Below are 18,936 nucleotides of genomic sequence, written 5' to 3' on the forward strand. Positions count from 1 at the left end.
AGTTCAGTGCACCCGCACCGGCGAAGAAGTCCAGGTAGGACTTGCCGTCCACATCGGTCAACCGGCTTCCCACCGCGGTGTCGAACACCACAGGCCAGCTTCGGCAGTAGCTGCGGACCTCGGACTCCAGATCGTCGAAGATGTTCGTCGACTGCGACATGGTGTTCCTCATCCTTGCTTTATCGGGCCGATTCGGTAAAGGAATTCGGGCTCGTGTCCGCCGCCCAGCAGGTCGCTGCTGAACAGCTCTGATCTCGTCACCGTCGCGTTCCGGCGCTCGGCGAAAGCGGTGAACAGGCGCTCGGACGAGTCGTTGTCGGGCGTGATCGTCGTCTCCAGGTGATCGACCCCGTCGCGTTCGGCGACGCTGTCGAACAAGGTGTCCAGCATCCGGCCGGCGATCCCGTTCCCGCGGGCCGCCACATCCACGGCGACCTGCCAGACGACGAGCGTGCGCGGGTCATCGGGCCGGCGGTAACCGGTCACGAATCCGACCGCGACACCGTCGATCCTGGCGATCACGGATGTCCCGGCGAAATCCCGGCACCACAGCAGGTAAGCGTAACGCGAGTTGACGTCCAGTACCTGGGATTCCGCGGCGAGTCGCCAGCAGTCGACTCCGTCGTCGACACTCAGATGATCGATCGACACCTCGGGCGAGGTACTCGGGGGGTCCTTGGTCGCGGCATCGGGTGCGATCATGTTGACTGAACGTAACAGGAATGGCGGGCCGTCGCAGTACTCCTGAGCGGTGAACTGCGAAAACGCGCAAACTCTGTGATGTGGTCCACGACGATGTTTGAGGAATATCGAGATCGGGAACAGATAGGGCCAATTTCAGCCATCCTGCTCCCGGCGGGCGGTCCGCCGGCCCCGGAGGAGCCTCGGTACGACCCGTCGCGGGCCGGTCCCACCTTCTGAGAGTGCCTCGTGATCGCGTCGTCCAAACGGCAACGGCCGGATACGGTCGGCGGCGAGCCCGAGGCGAGCCTCGCCGGCTCCATCGGAGGCGGCCGCGTCCCGGCGATCCCGGCCTCGGCCGGCGCGCATGCGTCCACCGGCGACCTCGGACGATCTTCGCCGGCCGGACGAATGGGATCTTCGGGCAGTGATCGCCCCGGCGGAGGGCCGGAAGGTGGGCCGGCTGCTCCGAACGGGCCAGCCCGACGGCCGCCTCGCGGCGCACTCTGCACGAGCGGATTACGGCGCACCGACACCGCCGGAACTCGGAGAACGCCGGCGATCACCCCATGCAGGCCGCACTGCCGGCCCGGCAGTAGCGTTGCGTGAACGAATCCCAAGGCCGAGGTCCGGAGATCGCCGTGACACCGCTACCGCCCAGGCGGTCCCCCCGCACCCGAGCGCCGGGCGCCGGGCGACGGACCGCCTCGGCCGGTATCGGATGTGCTGCGACAGCGGCCATTCGCCGCAATAGATCGCCCGCCGACGAGCGATCGGTCGTGACCGAGCTGCATTGATCGTCCGATCGCACCGGCGGCACACCTCGACAGCCTTGTTCGATCTTCTTGGCCATGTGACGCCGTCGTGCGTCGACAGCAATGGGAGCGACCGTGAGAATCGATATCGTCCGCGGAGCAGCTGCGGACGTTCTTCTCGATCAGGAGACTTTTCTCCGCCAATGGTCGGATCTGTGCCGGAACTGCCCATGGGCGACGCCCTTCCAGGGGCCCGATTTCGCGACCATCTGGTACCGCGCCTACCGCCGGAACTTCGAGCCGCTGCTGGTGCTCTCCCACGGGCCCGACGGCCGCCTCCAGGGGTTGCTGCCGTTGGCGGTCGCCGTCGTAGGGGCGGACCGCTCCGGGAAGGATGATCTCCTCGTCGTCGCCGGCGCTTGGCAGGCGGAGTACCAGGCGTGGATCTGCCCGCCGCAGATCGGCGACGGGTTCGCCGCAGCGGCCGTCGACACGCTCCACCGGGCGATGCCGTCGGCGGAGCTCCGCTTCCGCTACCTCCCACCGGGTACGCCGACCACCTGGCTCGACCGGACCGCACCGGGCCTCGCCCATCGGCTGCGCCGCCACCGCCGCCCCCTCATGCGTTTCGGTGACGGCAGCGAGATCGCAGCCTCCCTGCGCAAGGGCAGCAACAAGACCCGTCTGCGCCGCCTCGAGAAGAGTGGCGGCGTCGAGTTCCGGCAGCTCACGTCCGCGGTCGAGCTGGACCCGTTGTTCGACGAGGTCATCGCCTACCACGACGCCCGTCACCTGGCGGTTCACGGAACGGCGGCCTTTCAGGAGGATCCGTGCAAGCGGCCGTTCCACCTGGCGATGGCCGACGTGACGGGGCTGCTGCACGTGACCGTGATGACCGTCGGGGGCCGGGTGGCCGCCGCGCATCTCGGTGCGTCCGGCGGCACCGAGGTGCAACTCGGCGTGATCGCCCACGACCCGTGGTTGTCCAAGCACTCCCCCGGCAAGTTCCACATCTACTTCCTGGCCCGCATGCTCCGGGAGCAGGGCTACGAGCAGCTGGATCTCACGGCCGGTGGCGACCCGTACAAGGAGCGGTTCGCCAACGCCTGGGACGAGGTCGAAACCCTCGATCTGGTGCCCACATCCGTCGCTCGTCGCAGGGACGTGATCCGCCTCGCGCGCGGTGGTATCAGGTGGGCCGCACGCAGGGCCCTCGCCCCGTTGCCCGTGACGCCCGCGGACGTCCGGTCATGGGCCCACGAGATGCGGCACCGCGGGCCCCGCGGCATCGCGGCAGCGCTCACCCGCGGCACCCTCCTCGGAGCCGGTCCCAGCCGGGAGACCCGCGTGTACCGGTACGACCTCGACGGGACCGGCCACTCCCTGCCCGGCACGGCCGGGACCGAGCTCGTCGGTCGCAACCGCCTGCCGGACCTGCTGACCTATCGGCCGGCGCGTTCCGATCCCTCCCGACAGCGGTTCCTGACCACCGCCCTGCGGCGCATCCAGGAGGGCCAGCACGTCTACACCTGCACCGAGGACGGCCGGCTGTTGCACGTCGCTTGGCTCGTCGCACCGCGGACCCGCACCGACGGCGCGGCCGCGCCCGACGTCCCCCGCCCGCCCGACTCCGCTCTCGTCCACGACTTCTACACCGCACCCGAGGCCGTCGGCCGTGGGCTGGACGACGCGACGTTGCGCGTGGTGCTGCGGGATGCGGCTCGGCTCTGCGGGGCCGGAAGCGTGGCCGCCGCCGTCCCGGCCGGGGATGAGCCGGCCCGGCGCGCGGTCGAGAAGTCGGGCTTCGTCTACGCGCGCTCGGTGGCGCCGGTCCCACCGCGGCGGCCGGATCCGGCGCGCGGTGACGAGCGGCGGACCCCCGACATCCCGGCCCCGAGGATCTCCTCGGCGAAGGAGAAGGGTCCGCAGCGCGGTTGACAGCGCGGCCGCGCCGGGAAGTCGTCGGCGCCGCCGGTCGGAGGTGCTCCCGGGTCCGCCGCCCCGGGAGCACGCCGGTCCGTGGGGCAGGCCGATGACGGCGGAGCGGGCACGAACCCCGGGCGTCTCAGGCCGGTGTCCGGCCCCCGCCGCGCGTGGCCGCCGATCGGCCGGGTGGGCGGGGCCGGACGGCGTGGCGGAGCCGGCGTCCCACGTCGGCGATGATCAGAGCGAGGCCGGCGTAGGGCAGCACGAGCAGGACGAGCTGAACGACGCCGAGCGCGGCGGCGGCGATGTGAGCGGCCTGGACGGCGGTGGTGATCGTCTGGAGCTGCCGGAGCAACGCCGCCCAGGCGGCGGGCAGGACCCGGGGGGCGAGGAGGAGGAGTGCGACCACCCAGCAGCCCAGGCACGGGATGGTCAGGGCCACCCAGAGGGTGATGATCCGGCGGGTCGTGGGCTTGAGCTCGGCCACCCGCGGGTGGGTTTCGCGCCAGGGCGGCGCGCCGCGCAGGACCGGGCCGAGGCGGGAGAACAGATCCGGAACGCCGACCAGGTCGGCGAGGATGTAGTAGCCGTCCAGGCGCACCGAGGGCAGGAACTGCCACATCGTCTCGACGTGCACGGCCATCAGCGTGGCCAGCAGCCACGGGGATCCCGTGATCAGGTATGCCGTCCCGATGACGGTCATGGACACGGCGTTGAAGTACACCCCGCCCAGATCGACCCGGAGCCGGCCGGCCCGGTCGAGGCGGTAGGCGTCGGTGACCGTGCTGTAGAACGCCGGCCACACCAGGTACAGCCCGACCCCCATCACCCCGGGCCGGGCGCCGCCGTAGCGGCACGCGGCGGCGTGGCCGCACTCGTGGAACCCGCCCGCGACGAGGATCAGGGCCAGCACCAGCAGGATCAGCGCCGGCCGGTCGCCGAACACGCGGACGGAGTCCGCCGGGATCCGCCCCAGCCCGCCGCCGGCGAGGACGAGGGCGTCGACGACGGCGAACCCGGCGAGCATCACGACCACCACCGGGGTGGCGAAGAGCGGCCGGAACGCCCCGGCGATCGCCCACACGAGGTGTTCGGGCACCAGGGCCGCCCGATACCTGAGCATGAGCAACGGGTCCGGACGGGTCGGGGCGGGGGCCGGCGGCCGAGCCTCGGAGAGCTGCACGACCTGCCCGTCGCCGCGGCGGACCAGGTAGCGGGGCTCGGTGAACCCCGAGCCCTGGTACCGCCCGATCAACTCGATGCCCGCGGCCGGCCGAGGCGCGGGCACCGCGGGTGGGGCGAGCGTGTCGTCGATGGCCCCTTCCACGGATCACCGGCGTCGGGGCGCAGCCGTCACACCCGGGACGTGACCATCAGCCACTAGCCCGGCGGCTTGGGGGCCCACCACGGAACCTCCTTGCACGCCTCGCCGGTGGCATCGACGACCCCGTCGTTGTTCAGGTCGCCGGCGCAGCCGACCGCCTGGCCCGGGAGCTGCAAGGCCGTCACCAGGGTGCGGGCGGGCAGCAGCTCCACCTGCTCCTCGTCGAGCTCCGAGAAGCTCAGCTCCTTCGCCATGAATGTCTCCTGCAGGGGCTCGGGTCCCGGGTCCGGGCTTCGTCTCCGGTGTTCGTCCGTCGGTGAAGATCTTGCTCGCCGCAGATGGGCGGGGCGATGGGGTACACACCCGAACGGCTGGGGAGAACCCCCGTCGCCGTGGTGGTGCGCGCCCTACCCTCGAGCAGCAGCCGCGGCTCGTCGGGTGGTGGGCGGTGGCGTCCGTGACGCGCCTGTGAAGACCTTGCCCGCCATGGATCGATCGGACTATGGAGTGCGCCCCCGGACGGCTGGGGCGAACCCCCGTATGCGTGGTGGTGTGCGCCCTACCCCCGAACGAGGCGCCTGGACGCTTGGCCCGGTCCATCGGGGGGCATAGCGTGGTTCTCGCAGGACCCGGACGGGGGACCCGGGGGAACCGGTGGTGCGCGATGAACCGGATGATCGTGGCGCAGCTGGCGCGGCCGCTACTGATCAGCATCTGCGTGGCTGTGGTCCTGCTCGTCGTGGTGCGGGGCGGCGGCGCCGTGATCTTCTCCGGGAGGGCTGCCGTACTGGTGCCGTTCGCCGCTCTGCTGCCCTTCGTGGCTGCGGCGGTGTGTGTGGTCGGGCTCGGCCTGGTGCAGCCCCGGGTCGACCGGCTGGTCGGCCGGCTGACCCACCACCGTGAGGTCTCCCCGTACTCCGCGCTGGCCGCGGCGGCGACGCGGATCCGCGCGGGCTCCCTCGAGCAGGCACTCCCCGGACTCGCAGAGGTACTGGCCAGCGGCACCGGCGCGAGCCGGGCCGTGGTGTGGCTCGCCGTCGGCGACCGGCTGGTGAGCGCGGCCGCCCAGCCGCCCGACGGCGGCGAACCGCCGACCGCCGAGAACCTCGCCGTCCTGCTCGCCCGGCCGGACACCAACCACGTCGTCCCCGTGCTGGACGGGACGGTGCTGCGCGCGGTGCTGGCCATCGGGAAGCCGAACGCCGCGATCACGCCGCAGGACCAGCGGCTGATGCAGGACGTCGCGAACGGCGCCGGGCTGCTGCTGCGCGGCGTCGCGCTCAACGCCGAGCTGGCGGAGCAGGTCCACCGGGCCGATGACCTCGCCACCGAGCTCCAGGCGTCCCGGCAGCGGCTCGCCCGGGCCCGCGAGGTCGAACGCCGCCGGTTGGTCATCGAGCTCCGGCACGCGACGACGGATCGACTCGCGGCACTGCGCGCCGAGGTGTCGGCGGCGCGGGCCGCGCTGCGCCCGGGGCGGGAACGGGCGGAAATCGCCAAGGATGCCCTGCAACGGGCCCGGACCGGGCTCGACGACCTGATCGACCGGTTCCGGGTGATCGCCCGTGGGGTCTACCCGGCGATGCTGCGCGACCAGGGGCCGGTGGGTGCACTCGACGAGCTGGCCGCGGACCTGCCGCGGCCGGTGCGGCTGACCGGCGGCCTGACCCGGCGGCTGGCCTGGGAGATCGAGTCCGGGATCTACTACCTCGCGGCGTCGGCGGTGCAGCAGCTCGCCGGCCGGCCGGCCGAGTGCGAGCTGCTGGTGCACCTCGAACACGCCGACGGCCGGTTGAGCGTGCGCGTCGAGGACCGGGCACCGGTCGTCGCGGCGGAGCAGGTGCGCGATGCGCTCGCCGACGACGCCGAGCGGCTCGCGGCCCTGGGTGGGGAGATCGAGCTGACCGATGCCGCCGCCCCCGGGACCCACGAGGCCGCATCCCTCGCGGGCTCGGACACCGCGACCCCGGGCGGGCCCCGGGTGATCACCCTGCGGGCCTGGCTGCCCGACCGGATCGAGCCGCCGGTCGAGCCGGCCGCCGCCGAGGCGGGAGCGCGATGAGAGCACTCAGCCCATCCCGCCCGGCCACCATGGGATACGCGGTGTTGCTCCTGGCGTGCGCCGTCTTCACCGTCGGCTGGCTGGCCGCGGGTGCGGTGGCCCTGGTCGCGGCCAACACACCGGACGTCGCGGCGACCCTCCCGGACGCCGCGGCGCGTGGCGACCCATGGGCCCGGGGGCTGCTGGAGGCGGCGCAGCGCAGTGAGCCGCTCGGCCAGGCCACCCTGGACTACGCATTCAGCCTGCTCAGCCTGCTCACCGCCGCGATGTTGCTGGCCTCGCGCACGCAGGAATGGCCCATCCGGCTGCTCGTCATCGCGATGGTCGCGTCGGCGGGCGCGTTCAACCTGCAGGCGCACGCCGGAGCGGTCGCGGTGCAGACCGCGACGGGTCTGCCCGTCGACGGGCTGCACCAGGTGCTGCTGCACGCCGTCGCCTGTGCAGCCTTCGTCCTCGCGCTGCTGCTCTTCCCCTCGGGCCGGCTCCTCCGCCCCGGTCCCGGGCGGCGCAGACTCGTGGTCGCCGCGGGTGTGGGCGCCCTGCTGCTGGTCGGTGCGGGCACCGCGCTGCTCCCGCACACCATCAGCTGCGTGCTGTTCTTCGGATTCCTCGTTCCGTCGATCGTGTTGTCCGCGCTGCTGCGGCAGCGGAACCACCACGGGTTGACCATGGAGCAGCGCACCCAGGCCCGACTGCTGTTCAGCGTGCTGGCGGCCGTGTTCGCCGTCACCGTCGTTCTGGCGTTGCTCACCTGGCTGTGGGGGCAGCTCGGCTTGGCCGGCTCCGCCGTCACGCTGCGCCTCATCCTCGTCGATCCGACGGTGCAGGGCAACGACGTGACCGGGCAGCCGACGGCGCTGCTGTTCTGGTTCGCCCGGTTCGCATCGGCCGCGATCGCTGCAGCGGTGCTGGTGGCCGCGCGGCAGACCCGGTTGTGGACCGCCGAGCAGGTGCTCAGCCTCGGGCTGGCCGCGACGCTGGTGGTGGCGTTGATCGGCGGCGGCTTCGTGGTCGTCGAGTCGGTCGCGGTGGCCTTGATCAGCGCCGGCATCCTGGGCGTCGCGACGGTCACGGTGCTCGCGACGGCACTGGAAGCGCTGTCGTTCCAACCCGTGCACGTCCGCGCCGAGCGCCTGGTCGACCGGCTGCTCTACGGAACCCGGCCGACGCCCTACAGCGTGCTCGCCCGGATCGCGGAGCTGTCGCGCTCCACCCCGGCGGACGCTCCGGATCTGGCCCGGCTCGCGGAGGCCGTCGCCCGGAGCCTGGGGGCGGCCGTCTGCCGGCTCACGGTGTTCCGGCCCGGGCTGCGCGACCGCAGCTACACCTGGGCGGAGGCCGGGACCGATCCGGGCACCGAGGATCTCGTCGAGGTGCCCGTCCATCACGGTGAGGAGCGCATCGGGTCGATCGCGGTGGACCGCGGCGCGGTGGTCGGCCTGTACGCCCAACGACGCCACCTGTTGAACGACATCGCCGACAGCCTCGGTGTGGTGATGCAGGCGAGCCGGGCCGGGGTCGAGCTGGACCGTCAGCTCCGGGCGGTACTCGCGCACGCCGGGGACATCGCGGTGTCGCGGCGCCAGGCGGTCGCGGAGATGGACAGTGAACGACGACGCATCGAGCGCGATCTGCATGACGGCGCGCAGCACCATCTGGTGTCCCTGCGCCTGAGCCTCGGCCTGGTCGAGCATCAGGTCGCGACCGCGCAGTTCGACCGGGTCCGGGACCGGCTCGACCAGATCGCCGGGCAGATCGAGACCGCGGAGGCGGTGCTCGCCGCCACCGCGACCGGGGTGTCCTCCCCGCTGCTGTCCGAACGCGGTCTGGTGGCGGCCCTGGACCTGGAACTCTCCGGCGGCCACCCGCCGGTCGCCCTGGACTCCAGCGGCATCGGCGCCGGTCACCGGTTCCCGGCCGACGCCGAGGCCGCCGTGTACTTCTGCTGCCTGGAGGCGGTCAACAACGCCCGCAAGCACGCACCGGGCGCGCCCGTGGTGGTGCGCCTGGGGACGGCCAGCGGTCGGCTGTGCTTCACCGTGTGCGACGAGGGCCCGGGATACGACCAGGAGGCGGGGCCCGGCTCACCGGGTCGCGGGCTGCGCAACGTGCGGGCCCGGATCAGCGCGGTCGGTGGCCGGATCGCGATCCGTTCCCGCCCAGGGGCCGGGACCACGGTCGAGGGCTGGGTTCCGCTGCCGGCCGACGGCCCGGGGCTCGCCCCGCACCGGTTCGCCCCACCCCCGCTGCGCCCACGGGCCGACCCGGCGTTGCTCGACCAGGTGCGCGACGTGGTGAGCGCCGCGCGTGAGCTCTTCTGGGGGACCGCCTACGAGGAGCAACTGCGCATGCTCGCCGAGCGGATGGACGAACCGCTACGGGTCGCGGTCGTGGGCCCGGCCGGGATCGGCACGTCGACGCTGGTCGCGGCGTTGGTGGGTGGCGACCCGGTGTCGGGCCCCACCCGGGTGCCCACCTGGTTCCGGCACGCGGAGGAGCAGCGGACCGTCCTGCACCCGCGAGCGGGAGAACCTCGCCTGGTCGCCGGGCCCGTTCCGGACGGGGCGGCCGACCTCGATCGGATCGAGATCGGCTCCCCGTCACCCGCGCTCGCCGCCATGACCGTGATCGACCTGCCGGGACTCGGGTCGGCCCTCCCGCCGGAGGTGGATCCGGCCACGGCACTACTCGGCCCGGACGCCGTGGGCGCCCCGGTCGCGGACGCCTCCGTGCTGCTCCTGCGGCACCGGCGCCCGGACGACGTCACGCTGCTCGCGACGCTGCACTCCGGTGCTGCGCCCCCACACGCCATCGGGGTGCTGGCCCGCGCCGACGAGCTGGACGGGCGGCCGGATGCGCTCGAACACGCGCAGCGCGCGGCGGCCGAGTGCCGCGCGGAGCCGCTGGTGCGCCGGCTGTGCCAGGTCGTCGTGCCGGTGGCCGGGCTGCTCGCCCTGGCCGGCGCGACGCTGCGGGAGGCGGATTACCGGTCGCTGCGGCAGTTGAGCGCGTACGACGAAGGGCAGATCCGGCGGCTCACGCTGTCGGCCGACGCGTTCACCGCGCCCGGCCCGTGCGGGACGGACCCGCCGCCGCCGGCCGGGGACGGTCTCTCCCGACACCAGTTGCTGGAACACCTCGGCCTGCTCGGCGTCCGGCTCTCGATCGAGCTGATCCGCACCGGCCGGGCCCCGACCGCCGCCGCCCTGGCGGCGGCTCTGCTGGCGTCCAGCGGGTTGCCGCGGCTGTGCGAGCTGCTCGACGCACGGTTCGTCCAGCGGTCCGAGGCGATGAAGGCCCGATCGGCGCTGCTCGCGCTCGAGTCGCTCCTACGGGCCTCACCGCAGGCCAGCGACGAGGCGCGCCCCCTTCTCTACCAGCTCGAACGCATCCGATCCGGCGCACACGAACTCGTCGAGATCGACCTCGTCGACGCGCTGCGGTCGGGCGCGATCGACCTCGCCGACCCCGAGCGCCGAGCGGCCGAGCTGCTGCTGGGCGCCTCCGGCACCGAGCCGCGGGTCCGCCTCGGGCTGGCCCCTGACGCCGGGACCCAGGAGGTGGTTCGGACCGCTGCGATGCAGCTGGACCGCTGGCGGCGCCGGGCGTCGTACCCGGGAGCCACGAAGGACGTCCGGGACGCGGCGGGCGTTCTGGTCCGGACCTGCGAGCAGCTGCTGGCGCCGGAAGGTGCGCGGTGACCCGTGGCCGGGCATGTCAGCCACCTTGGCCGGCGTGGTGGGGGACGGGCAGGGCCTCCCCGGTTTCGAGCAGGGCCTCGAGGTCGGCGAGTTCCTCGTCCGACCGGCCGAAGTACTCGGCATGTTCCGGCTGGAAGTCGTGCCGGCTGTAGGACAGACGGCGATGTGGGTCGTGTAGACGAACTCGGGATTGCCCACGGGATCTCGCTCCAACGCTCGTTTCAGGTCGCCGAGCGCGCGCACTCGCTCCCGGTCGTACTGGTCGTTCCAGCGTTCGGCGATGGCATTGATCGGCTCGGCGTCGAGGTGGTGCAGCTTCTCCCGACCACGCCACACCGCGGTCAGCAGGTTCGCCGCCTCCAACACCGAGCCAGCCGGCTGCATGCCAACGGTGTCCACGGCGAGCGCGCCGATCTCGACGGCTCGGTGAACGGCGAGATGTGATCCTGGCCATGGCCGGCGTTCGATGCCGCGGCCCCCGGGGAGGAGCAGGCAGGCAGCGGTACCTGCACTGTTCGGAGTCGGAGCCGGTGGTCGGACTCGAACCGACGACCTACCGCTTACAAGGCGGTTGCTCTACCAACTGAGCTACACCGGCGGGCCCCGCGACCATGGTGGTCCACCGCATCGTAGTGCGCAGCCCCGCCCCTACCCTGGCGGGCATGGCCCCGTCGATCACCGACCGGATCGCCCGGTGCACCCGCCGAGCCCTGGCGGTGGACTGACCGTGGTGGAAACCCCCGCAGACCGGCTGACCCGCCGATTGCGCGGCGCACTGCGCCGCGACGCCCGCAGGCTGCTCGCCGCGGGCCCGCCCACGGTACCGATGCTGATGGTCGGGCCCGAGGTCCCCGACGACGCCCGCGTCCAGCAGGTCCTCGACCTCTGCATGCGGGTCGGCGAGGTCCTGCTGTCCAGCGGCGAGAGCGTCGACGAGGTGACCGCGACGATGCTGCGGCTCGCCAGCGCCAGCGGCCTGTCCGCCGTCGACGTGGACATCACGTTCACCTCGATCACGATGTGCTGCCACCGCGGGATGGCCGCCGCGCCCGTGACGTCGATGCGGCTGGTGCGCTACCGCTCGACGGACCTCACGAGACTGGCCGCGGTCAGCCGCATCGTGACGGCTCTGGAGGCCGGCCGGCTCGACGTGAGGGCCGCCTCGACGGAGCTCTCCGAGGCCACCGAGGCCCCACACCCGTACCCCCGCTGGGTCGCCACCGCGGGCTGGGCAGGACTCGCGGCGTCGATCGCCGTGCTGCTCGGTGCAGGTGCGCTGACGGCGACCGTCGCCTTCGTCGTCACCGCCCTCATCGACCGGATCGGCCGGTTGCTGAACCGGTGGGGCCTACCGGCATTCTTCCAACAGGTGGTCGGCGGGTTACTGGCCACCGTGTCGACGGTCGCGCTGCTCGCCGCCGGGGCCTTCCCGCCGGGCACCCGGCCGTCCCTGGTCGTCGCCGCCGGGATCACGGTGCTGCTCTCCGGGCTGTCCGTGGTCGGCACCGTGGAGGACGCCATCTCCGGCTACTACGTGACGGCGGCCGGCCGGGCCGCGGAGATCGCACTGCTGTCGGCAGGGCTGCTCACCGGGGTGGTCATCGGCCTGAAGCTGGGCTTCCAGCTCGGCGTCGCGCTCGAGGTGGCCGGCGATATCGCGGGCGGCCCGGGCCGGTTCGGGGTCTCGCTGGCCGCGGGTGCGGCTGCAGCGGCCTGCTACGCCCTCGCCGGGTACGCGCCGCTGAGGTCGCTGTACGTCGCCGGGCTCGCCGGAGCGGCCGGTTGGGGGACCTACGGAGCGCTCGCGCAGCTCGCAGACGCAGGACCGGTGACCGCCACCGGTGCCGCCGCCATCGTCATCGGGCTCGCGGCGGGTCTGCTGCGCCGCCGGGGCGAGGTGCCGTCGCTCGTGGTCATCCTGGCCGGGATCACCCCGCTACTGCCCGGGCTGACCGCCTACCGCGGCTTCTACCAGCTCTCCGTGGAGGGGCTGTCCGAGGGACTGGTGACCGTGACGGTGGCGCTGGCGATCGGCCTCGCACTGGCCGCGGGCGTCGCCCTCGGCGAGTTCGTCACCCGGCCGCGGCGCAGATCCGCCATCGTCGACCCCGCGCCCGACGACGAGCGGCAGTAGGCTCGTCCGTCGGATCCGCGGGCACCCGCCGAGAGCCGCACGCCGGCTCGAGCAGCGACCGGTCCGCGGCGGGCGAGGAGGACCTGTGGTAGAGGGCAGTACCGGTTCCCCCAGGGCGGACTTCGTGGTGGTGGCCAACCGGCTGCCCGTCGACCTGGAGAGGGCACCCGACGGAAGCCAGCGCTGGAAGCGCAGCCCCGGAGGCCTGGTGACGGCGCTGGAGCCCATGCTGCGCAGCCGGGAGGGCGCGTGGATCGGCTGGCCCGGGCTGGCCGACGCCGACGTCGAGCCGCTCGTCGAGGACGGCCTCCAGCTCCACCCGGTCCGGCTCTGCGCGCAGGAGGTCCAGGACTACTACGAAGGCTTCTCCAACGGCACGCTGTGGCCGCTCTACCACGACGTCGTCGCGCCCCCGGCGTTCCACCGGCACTGGTGGCAGGCCTACGTCCGGGTGAACCAGCGCTTCGCCGAGACCGTCGCCGAGGTCGCCGCGGAGGGCGCCACGATCTGGGTGCAGGACTACCAGCTGCAGTTGCTGCCCGCGGCGCTGCGAGAGCTGCGTCCGGACCTGCGGATCGGCTTCTTCCTGCACATCCCGTTTCCCCCGACCGAGCTGTTCATGCAGCTGCCCTGGCGCCGCGAGATCGTGGAGGGGTTGCTCGGCGCCGATCTCGTCGGGTTCCACACGCCGGGCGGCGTGCGCAACTTCCGCTGGCTGGCCACCCACCTGGCCGGCGCCAAGGCGGGCCACGGCCGCAACGAGATCCTCGTCGACGAGCGGCCGGTGCGGATCGGCGCGTTCCCGATCTCGATCGACTCCGCCGCCCTCGACCAGCTCTCCCGCAGCGACTCGGTGCGCAAGCGCGCGGCCGAGATCCGGGCCGATCTGGGCGATCCGGAGAAGATCGTCCTCGGTGTCGACCGCCTCGACTACACCAAGGGCATCGACGTCCGGTTGCTGGCGTTCCAGGAGCTGCTCGAGGAGGGCCGGATCAGCTCCGAGGACACCGTCATGGTGCAGCTGGCCACCCCGAGCCGGGAACGCGTCGAGCACTACCAGCGGATGCGCAACGACATCGAGCAGAGCGTCGGGCGGATCAACGGCGAGTTCTCCCGGGTCGGGTTCCCGGCCGTGCACTACCTGCACCAGTCGCTGCCGCGCGAGGAACTGGCCGCGTTCTTCCTGGCCGCCGACGTCATGCTCGTGACGCCGTTGCGGGACGGGATGAACCTGGTCGCCAAGGAGTACGTCGCCTGCCGGCACGACCTCGGCGGCGCGCTCGTGCTCTCGGAGTTCGCCGGGGCCGCCATCGAGCTGGCCCAGGCCTTCCAGGTCAACCCGCACGACACCGACGGCGTGAAGAACACCCTGTACGAAGCGCTGACGGTCACCCCGGAGGAGGGGCGCAAGCGGATGAAGGCGCTGCGCCGGCAGGTCATGACGCACGACGTCGACCGCTGGGCGCGCTCGTTCCTCGATGCGCTCGGCATGCCGGAGCCGGTGGACGCCCGGCATGGGTGAGCCCGACCTCGACGGCGCACTTCGGGCGGCGGCCGCGGCGCCGCGGCTGCTGGTCACCCTGGACTTCGACGGCGTGCTGGCCCCGATCGTGTCCGAACCGTCGGCCGCCCGCCCGCTGCCCGCCTCCGCGCGAGCCGTCGACGAGCTCGCCCAGCTCCCCGGCACCACCGTCGCGCTGGTGTCCGGGCGCGGTCTCGCCGACCTGGCGGCGGTCTCGGGCTTCGGGGCGCCGATCCGGATGGTCGGCAGCCACGGCGGCGAGTTCTCCGACGACGCCGACGGTTCCCTGCTCGACGCCGACCAGCAGGAGCTGAAGAACGAGCTCACAGCGGCGTTGCGCGACCTCGTGGACCGCACCGCCGGTGAGGGGTCCGGGGTCGCGCTCGAGCACAAGCCCGCCGGCGTCGCGGTGCACGTCCGCAACGCCGACCCCGACGTCGGCGCCCGGGTGCTCGATGCGGTCCGCGCCGGGCCGGCCGGCTGGCCGGGCGTGAACCCGACCGAGGGCAAGGCGGTCATCGACCTCGCGGTCGTGGAGGTGACCAAGGGCTCGGCGATCGACGTGCTGCGCGAGCAGGTCGGCGCGGACGTCGTGCTCTTCGCCGGCGACGACGTCACCGACGAGACCGGGTTCGCCCGGCTTCGCACCGGCGACGTCGGGATCAAGGTGGGCGACGGGGAGACCGCGGCGCGGCACCGGGTCGCCGACCCGCAGGAGATGGCCGCGGTGCTCGACCGGCTGGTCGAGCTGCGGCGCTCCCGCTGAGGCCGTCCGGCGTTCAGGCCGGGCCCGGCCGGCCGCTCACCACCCGGAGAAGAAGCGCGGGACCGCGCGCGGCGAGCGGCTGGTCGACCCGACCACGAGCTCCGTGGGCAGGGTGACCTGCCGGGGGCGGTTGCGGTCCCCGCGCTCGAGCAGCAGCTCCCCGGCCACCTGACCCTTCTCCCGCACCGGTTGGCGCACGGTCGTGAGCCCGGCCCGCTCGGCCTCCGGCACCCCGTCGAAGCCGGTGATGGTCAGGTCGTCGGGCACCACGAGGCCCCGCTGGGTGGCGTGGCGCAGTGCTCCGAGGGCCAGGATGTCCGAGGTGCAGACCACCGCGGTGACCTCGGGATGGGCCGTCAGCAGCTCCGCGGCCGCGGCCTCCCCGGCGCCGACGGTGTGCTCGAACCGCTCGTACACCGGGATCTCCGACCAGCTGACCCCGGCCTCGGCCAGCCCGTCACGCAGCCCGGCCAGCCGGTCGCGCTGCACCGGATAGGTCACGCCGGCCTGCCGGGCCTCGTCGGCGGGCCCGTCGTGCCGGTTGGCCCCGAGCCGCATGCAGAGCACGCCGACGCGGCGGTGCCCGAGTCCGGTGAGGTGCCGGGCCAGGCCCAGCATGGCGCCGCGGTCGTCCACGCCCACCCGGTCGACGCCCTCCACCCCGACCGGCTGGTCGCACACGACGGTGGGCACCGGGCGCTGCAGCACGGCCAGGAAGTGCGGGTCGTCCTCGCGGACGGAGTAGACGACGAAGCCGTCCACCCCCGCCTGGTGCACCGCGGCGACGTCCTCGTGTTCGGGGCTCACGGGGACCAGCAGCAGCCCCTGGCCGGCCCGCTCGCAGGCGAGCGCGAGCCCCTCGAGGAAACCGGTCGCGACCGGGTCCCGGAACGCATAGGACAGGGCCTCGGTCAGCAGCAGCCCGACCGCCCCGGCCCGCCGCGTACGCAGCGAACGAGCGACCGGGTCCGGACCGGGGTACCCGAGTCGGCGCGCGGCTTCGAGCACTCGGGCACGGAGCGGGGCGGAGAGCTGGTCGGGTCGGTTGTATGCGTTGGAGACCGTGGTCCGCGACACACCGAGCTCAGCGGCGAGCGAGGCCAGGGTGGCCGGCCTGCGGGTGTTCGGGGGCCCGGACATTCCCAGAACCTAACCGGCCGGGCTCCCGAGGCGGAAGTCCGGCCGCGTGGCGGCACAGAGGCGCGCGCCACACGGTAGAGTGAATCGACAACGGTTATCAATGTACGCATGCGCATCCACTGATATCAGGAGCGAACGCCCCATGTCTCTGCGCCGTCTCCGCCTCGGCACCGCCGCGGCCGGTCTCGCCGCCCTCACCCTGGCGCTGGCCGCCTGTGGGTCGTCGGCCGACACCGCGGCCGCCCCGGCTCCCGCGACCGGCTCGTCGGTGAAGGTCGTCGCGTCGACCAACGTCTACGCCGCGATCGCGCAGGCGGTCGGCGGCGACAACGTGACGGTCTCGTCGATCATCGACGACCCGTCCGCCGACCCGCACTCGCACGAGGCCACCCCGGCCGAGGCCGCCACCGTCGCCGGCGCGCAGATCGTCGTGCTCAACGGCGGCGGTTACGACGACTTCATGACCGGGTTGGTCTCCTCCGCGGGCGGCGACCGCACCGTGATCGACGCGGTCGCGGTGTCCGGCCTCGAGGACACTTCAGCGACCGAGCCGGCCGGCGACGCCCACGGTGATGCGCACGGTGAACACGGCGACGCCCACGGCGATGCGCACGGCGACGCGCACGCCGGCCACGACCACGGATCGCTCAACGAGCACGTCTGGTACAGCCTGCCGGCCGTGAAGAAGCTGGCCGGCCAGATCGCGCTCGACCTCCGCGTGACCGACGCGGCCAACGCCGCGGAGTACTCGGCCAACGCCGACGCCTTCATCGCCCGGATCGACGGCCTGCAGGCGAAGGTCGACGCCATCAAGGCCGCTCACCCGGGCACCCGGGTCGCCGTGACCGAGCCGGTCCCCGGCTACCTGCTCTCCGACGCCGGCCTGACGAACGCGACCCCGGAGGAGTTCGCACGGGCGGTCGAGACCGACACCGACCCGCCCGCAGCCGTGCTCCAGCAGACGCTCGCCCTGTTCACCACCGACCCGGTGCGTGTCCTGGTGCTGAACGGCCAGACCCAGACGCCCACCACCGACCAGGTCAGGCAGGCCGCCACGACGGCGGGCGTCCCCGTGGTCGAGGTGACCGAGACGCTGCCGGCGGGCGTGACCGACTACGTCACCTGGATGGACGGCCAGATCGACGCGCTGGCCACCGCGCTGGACCGGACCTGACCCCACGACGATCGGAGGAGACGGGCCGATGAGCACCGTCGCCGGGCACGACATCGGCCGCATGGGGCCGGGCACCGCTCCCACGCGGCAGCCGGGTGTGAGCGCGGTGTCCCTGCGCGGCGCCCGGCTCAGCTTCGGTCCCCGCACGCTGTGGGACGGCCTGGACCTCGACATCGCCCCCGGCGAGTTCGTCGCGGTCCTGGGCCCCAACGGATCGGGCAAGACGACCTTGATGAAGGTGCTGCTCGGGCTGCTGCCCCTGTCGGCGGGTGAGGTGCGGATCTCCGGCCGGCCGCCGCGGCGGGGCAGCCCGAGCATCGGCTACATCCCGCAGCAGAAGGCGCTCGACCCCGATCTGCCGTTGCGTGGCCGCGACCTGGTCGGGCTCGGGCTGGACGGGCACCGGCTCGGGATCGGGCTGCGCGGGCGCCGGGAACGGCGGGCCCGGGTCGATACGGCCCTGGCCGCCGTCGGCGGGACCGGCTACGCGAACGCCCCCGTCGGCAGGCTGTCCGGTGGGGAGCAGCAGCGGTTGCGGGTGGCCCAGGCGCTCGTCGGCAACCCCGACGTGCTGCTGTGCGACGAGCCGCTGCTCTCCCTGGACCTGGCCCACCAGCACACGGTCACCCGGCTCATCGACGAACGGCGACGGGCGGCCTCGACGGCCGTCCTGTTCGTCACCCACGAGATCAACCCCGTACTGCCGCTCGTCGACCGGATGCTCTACCTGGTCGACGGCCGGTTCCGGATCGGCCGTCCCCACGAGGTGATGACCTCCGAGGTGCTCTCCGAGCTGTACCGCACCGAGGTCGACGTGCTGCGGGTGCGCGGCCGGCTGGTGGTGGTGGGCGCGGAGGACGGCTGCCGGCACCCCGGTCACGGGGAGCCCGGCGAACCCGAGGGGGGCACACCGTGACCGGGATCGTCGACCGGCTGTTCACGTTGGAGGGCCTCGGGCAACTGCTCGCCCTGCCGTTCGTGCAGAACGCGCTGATCGCCTGTGCGGTGCTCGGGCTGGTGGCCGGCGCGCTGGCCCCGCTGATCGTGGCCCGCGGGATGGCGTTCGCGGTCCACGGCACCGCCGAGCTCGCCTTCACCGGAGGCGCGGCGGCGTTGCTGATCGGCATCGGCGTCGGGGTCGGGGCCGTCGCCGGTGCAGTGGTCGCCGGCCTGGTGTTCGGGGTGCTCGGGCTGCGGCAGCGCGAACGCGACTCGGTGATCGGCGTGGTGCTGGCCTTCGGCCTGGGCCTCGGGGTGCTGATGCTCGCGCTCTACAGCGGCCGGGCGTCGAACAAGTTCGGCCTGCTCACCGGCTCCATCGTCTCGGTCGACTCGACCAACCTGTGGGTGCTCGGGACCGTCGCCGTGCTGGTCGTCGCGGTGATGGCGGTGCTCTATCGGCCGTTGCTGTTCGCCAGCGCCGACCCCGACGTCGCGCTGGCGCGGGGCGTCCCCGTGCGGCTGCTGTCGCTGGTCTTCGCGGTGCTCATCGGACTCACCACCGCGCTCGCGGTGCCGATCGTGGGCGCGATCCTGGTGCTCGCGGTGATGATCGCGCCGGGTGCCGCCGCGGCCCGGGTCACCGCGAGCCCGGTACTCGCGACGGTGCTGGCCGTGTTCCTCGCCGAGCTCTCACTGCTCGGCGGAACGGTGCTGTCCCTCGCACCCGGGCTGCCGGTGTCCGGATACGTCGCCGCGATCGCGTTCCTCAGCTACCTGGCCTGCCGGCTGATCGGGCGCCTGCGCGGCCG

14 protein-coding genes, 1 tRNA gene and 2 pseudogenes are annotated in these 18,936 nt (G+C 73.2%); 10 read left to right on the forward strand and 7 right to left on the reverse strand.

What is annotated here, in order from left to right; genetic code table 11:
* Together HF519_RS31735 and ectA are read right to left on the reverse strand one after the other, a co-directional pair.
* Positions 1-160 (reverse strand): annotated as a pseudogene (locus HF519_RS31735) (diaminobutyrate--2-oxoglutarate transaminase); the annotation flags it as partial.
* Between the two features lie 8 nt (positions 161-168).
* Positions 169-702 carry a diaminobutyrate acetyltransferase gene (ectA, locus tag HF519_RS23610; RefSeq protein ID WP_169415191.1) on the reverse strand — a complete coding sequence of 178 codons (534 nt, stop codon included), beginning with the start codon at positions 700-702 and terminating at the stop codon, positions 169-171.
* An 869-nt stretch (positions 703-1,571) separates the two neighbouring features.
* Between ectA and HF519_RS23615 the strand changes: the two genes are divergently transcribed.
* On the forward strand, positions 1,572-3,374 hold the full coding sequence (locus HF519_RS23615) for a GNAT family N-acetyltransferase (RefSeq protein ID WP_169415192.1): 1,803 nt from the start codon (positions 1,572-1,574) through the stop codon (positions 3,372-3,374).
* A 127-nt stretch (positions 3,375-3,501) separates the two neighbouring features.
* Here the strand turns inward: HF519_RS23615 and HF519_RS23620 are convergent, their stop codons facing one another.
* Together HF519_RS23620 and HF519_RS23625 are read right to left on the reverse strand one after the other, a co-directional pair.
* Positions 3,502-4,689, reverse strand: coding sequence for a hypothetical protein (locus tag HF519_RS23620; RefSeq protein ID WP_169415193.1), 1,188 nt, complete (start codon positions 4,687-4,689; stop codon positions 3,502-3,504).
* A 53-nt stretch (positions 4,690-4,742) separates the two neighbouring features.
* On the reverse strand, positions 4,743-4,940 hold the full coding sequence (locus tag HF519_RS23625) for a hypothetical protein (protein WP_169415194.1): 198 nt from the start codon (positions 4,938-4,940) through the stop codon (positions 4,743-4,745).
* A 410-nt stretch (positions 4,941-5,350) separates the two neighbouring features.
* Between HF519_RS23625 and HF519_RS23630 the strand changes: the two genes are divergently transcribed.
* Genes HF519_RS23630 through HF519_RS23640 form a run of 3 tightly spaced genes read left to right on the forward strand, consistent with a single transcriptional unit; the run spans position 5,351 to position 10,627 of the window.
* Positions 5,351-6,748: a sensor histidine kinase gene (locus HF519_RS23630; RefSeq protein WP_169415195.1), complete on the forward strand. Its 1,398-nt coding sequence runs from the start codon at positions 5,351-5,353 to the stop codon at positions 6,746-6,748.
* A complete protein-coding gene (locus HF519_RS23635) occupies positions 6,745-10,449 on the forward strand; it encodes an ATP-binding protein (RefSeq protein ID WP_169415196.1) in 3,705 nt (1,234 codons plus the stop codon). Before HF519_RS23630 ends, HF519_RS23635 begins: the two co-directional genes overlap by 4 nt.
* A 13-nt stretch (positions 10,450-10,462) precedes the next feature.
* Entirely contained in the window at positions 10,463-10,627 is a 165-nt protein-coding gene (locus HF519_RS23640) for a hypothetical protein (protein ID WP_169415197.1), read from the forward strand.
* Here the strand turns inward: HF519_RS23640 and HF519_RS31740 are convergent.
* A pseudogene (locus HF519_RS31740) lies at positions 10,600-10,818 on the reverse strand (ArsR family transcriptional regulator); the annotation flags it as partial. The gene HF519_RS23640 and the pseudogene HF519_RS31740 sit on opposite strands and share 28 nt — an antisense overlap.
* 156 nt (positions 10,819-10,974) lie before the next feature.
* Positions 10,975-11,047 (reverse strand) — tRNA-Thr (locus HF519_RS23650).
* A 132-nt stretch (positions 11,048-11,179) separates the two neighbouring features.
* On the opposite strand from HF519_RS23650, the gene HF519_RS23655 reads away from it, so the two are divergent.
* The 3 genes from HF519_RS23655 (at position 11,180) to otsB (ending at position 14,871) form a co-directional block, all read left to right on the forward strand.
* Positions 11,180-12,583 (forward strand): threonine/serine exporter family protein, encoded by a 1,404-nt coding sequence (locus tag HF519_RS23655; RefSeq protein ID WP_169415199.1) that lies wholly within the window; start codon positions 11,180-11,182, stop codon positions 12,581-12,583.
* Positions 12,584-12,668: 85 nt separating this feature from the next.
* Positions 12,669-14,105, forward strand: a complete 1,437-nt coding sequence (locus HF519_RS23660) for an alpha,alpha-trehalose-phosphate synthase (UDP-forming) (protein ID WP_169415200.1) — start codon at positions 12,669-12,671, stop codon at positions 14,103-14,105.
* The gene (gene otsB, locus HF519_RS23665) at positions 14,098-14,871 is read left to right on the forward strand and encodes a trehalose-phosphatase (protein ID WP_169415201.1); all 774 of its coding nucleotides are present in this window, start codon (positions 14,098-14,100) and stop codon (positions 14,869-14,871) included. The genes HF519_RS23660 and otsB overlap by 8 nt, the downstream gene beginning before the upstream one ends.
* Before the next feature lie 36 nt (positions 14,872-14,907).
* On the opposite strand, the gene HF519_RS23670 is transcribed toward otsB, so the two are convergent.
* Positions 14,908-16,011 (reverse strand): LacI family DNA-binding transcriptional regulator, encoded by a 1,104-nt coding sequence (locus tag HF519_RS23670; RefSeq protein WP_169415202.1) that lies wholly within the window; start codon positions 16,009-16,011, stop codon positions 14,908-14,910.
* A gap of 142 nt (positions 16,012-16,153) precedes the next feature.
* Between HF519_RS23670 and HF519_RS23675 the strand changes: the two genes are divergently transcribed.
* The 3 genes from HF519_RS23675 to HF519_RS23685 all read left to right on the forward strand — a co-directional run.
* Positions 16,154-17,185 carry a metal ABC transporter solute-binding protein, Zn/Mn family gene (locus HF519_RS23675; RefSeq protein WP_169415203.1) on the forward strand — a complete coding sequence of 344 codons (1,032 nt, stop codon included), beginning with the start codon at positions 16,154-16,156 and terminating at the stop codon, positions 17,183-17,185.
* Positions 17,186-17,246: 61 nt separating this feature from the next.
* On the forward strand, positions 17,247-18,101 hold the full coding sequence (locus tag HF519_RS23680) for a metal ABC transporter ATP-binding protein (RefSeq protein WP_169415204.1): 855 nt from the start codon (positions 17,247-17,249) through the stop codon (positions 18,099-18,101).
* Positions 18,098-18,936 (forward strand): metal ABC transporter permease (locus tag HF519_RS23685; RefSeq protein ID WP_312860308.1); only part of this gene is annotated, 839 nt, incomplete at its 3' end. The genes HF519_RS23680 and HF519_RS23685, both read left to right, overlap by 4 nt.

Origin of the sequence: Pseudonocardia bannensis, from assembly GCF_012911875.1 — a bacterium.
GTDB lineage: Bacteria > Actinomycetota > Actinomycetes > Mycobacteriales > Pseudonocardiaceae > Pseudonocardia > Pseudonocardia bannensis.